Origin of the sequence: Mesorhizobium sp. M4A.F.Ca.ET.050.02.1.1 (genome assembly GCF_003997725.1) — a bacterium.
Classification (GTDB): domain Bacteria; phylum Pseudomonadota; class Alphaproteobacteria; order Rhizobiales; family Rhizobiaceae; genus Mesorhizobium.
The window spans coordinates 1-1,475 of the sequence record NZ_RZSG01001116.1 but is presented as its reverse complement, the minus strand read 5'-3'; the positions used below and the strand labels follow the sequence as shown (position 1 = coordinate 1,475).

General features: G+C 58.3%; 3 protein-coding genes. All 3 read left to right on the top strand.

Annotated features, from left to right (window positions below; all coding sequences use genetic code 11):
* Positions 1–313 precede the first annotated feature (313 nt).
* Entirely contained in the window at positions 314–637 is a 324-nt protein-coding gene (locus EOA33_RS35510) for a hypothetical protein (protein WP_127407708.1), read from the top strand.
* Positions 630–839, top strand: coding sequence for a hypothetical protein (locus EOA33_RS35505; RefSeq protein WP_127407707.1), 210 nt, complete (start codon positions 630–632; stop codon positions 837–839). The genes EOA33_RS35510 and EOA33_RS35505 overlap by 8 nt, the downstream gene beginning before the upstream one ends.
* A gap of 102 nt (positions 840–941) precedes the next feature.
* On the top strand, positions 942–1,475 hold a 534-nt coding region (locus EOA33_RS35500), incomplete at its 3' end, for a hypothetical protein (RefSeq protein ID WP_127407706.1).

Below are 1,475 nucleotides of genomic sequence, written 5' to 3'. Positions count from 1 at the left end.
CTTCATAGAAGACCTCCCTGTGTATCCGTGGAAGAAATATTCGATGATATCATATACAGTTGCGTTCGAAATTCGCTCTGCCAAGGCATGTTTGCGGCGCAATTGGCAGGTCAACCTCTCATGGAACGCCTCATCGGTCATCTCCTTCAGCGGATCGAGCAGGAACTCCAGGATACGTCCCGGCGGTGGCCGTTGACGCCTGTCGTGGCACGCCGGCCGAATTGGCCTCGTTGGAAACGGTCAGAACGTTGCCCAACAGCGTACATCTGGAGAAGGAAAGGCTTCCAACTCGACGCGCACCTCCACCCCCATCGTGGACAAAACCTATCGCAACTTTCCGCGGGCCGCGTTCGCCCGACGGCAACACTGTGGTCGCGCCGGCAAAGCCGGAACAAAACGCTCTGGGGCGCCGTTGGAAAGCATGTTGATTCTCCGTCCTGGTGACCTGCGCGGCAACAAGCGCATCGATCGCCATCGTGCCGCGCAGTTGGCGATGCTGCGCGGTCGGCTCATGAGGCGGATTGCCAACCGCAAGGCTGCCGAGGTCGAGCAGGTCGCGGTATTTGTGCACGCCGCGCATCAGCCCGTCTTCAAAATGAAGGGACCGCAAAGCAAACGGAAGCGGACCGATGGCTGAAATCCTGAACTTCAAACCGGCCTTGGCCAGACAGCGCGGGCGACGAGCCGAGCGCTCGATCAATCGTGCAAATGAATTGCTCGATGAGGACTGCGGTGTCGGTCTGAGCCTTGCGTTGTGCGGCGGTATCAGATCCGCACAGTCGCGAGTGATCGACGCGCGGACTCGCTTCCTGAAGATTCGCCCGACCGCCCATTATTGAGGCATCGGGTAGGTAGGCGGAGGCGCGACATTCCATCCCCAAAGGGATATGCCGCTGCTCTCCTTTTGAAGTGATCGCCAATCGGGAGGATGCGGCATCATAATGGTTGAACTTGTGGTTTTGGGAGAAGCCGTCACCATGTTGTTTGAACCCCTCAACTCGGACGGCCAAAAGCGAAGCGCCGACTACCACGCTGCGCGGCTTGCGATGCTCCACGACCGGTTGGCGAAGAAGATCAAACAGGTCGACCATGCGGCCGCGCAGGTTGAGCAGGCAGCGGCAGTTTTGATTGAGGCCGCGCATCAGCCGACTGCCCCTGACGCAGCCACTCCGAAATCGCTGGCGTCTTTACATTTCATACTTGACACTTACGCTCATGATTTAATAGACAGCAGCCCATCCGACGTCGGATTTTCCGGTCCCGTCGGATGCCTGAATGCAAATCAAACAATGTCGATCGTTCGTGCGCAGCGACGCGCTATCGCGGGCGTGAAGGAATCTTTGCGCGTTTTCGGGGGGAAGTTGAGCGGTATGGATTTCTCGCTGAGTTTGGCGCCGGACCTAGTATCCTATATCCGCACGCTTCTACGGCTGCTCCATTTCGCTGGCCTGGTTTTCGGGTTCGGCGGTGCCGTC

What these genes read in the sequence shown, in the direction of transcription:
- EOA33_RS35505 (WP_127407707.1), top strand. Translation starts at nt 630, where the DNA reads ATGGCTGAAATCCTGAACTTCAAACCGGCCTTGGCCAGACAGCGCGGG.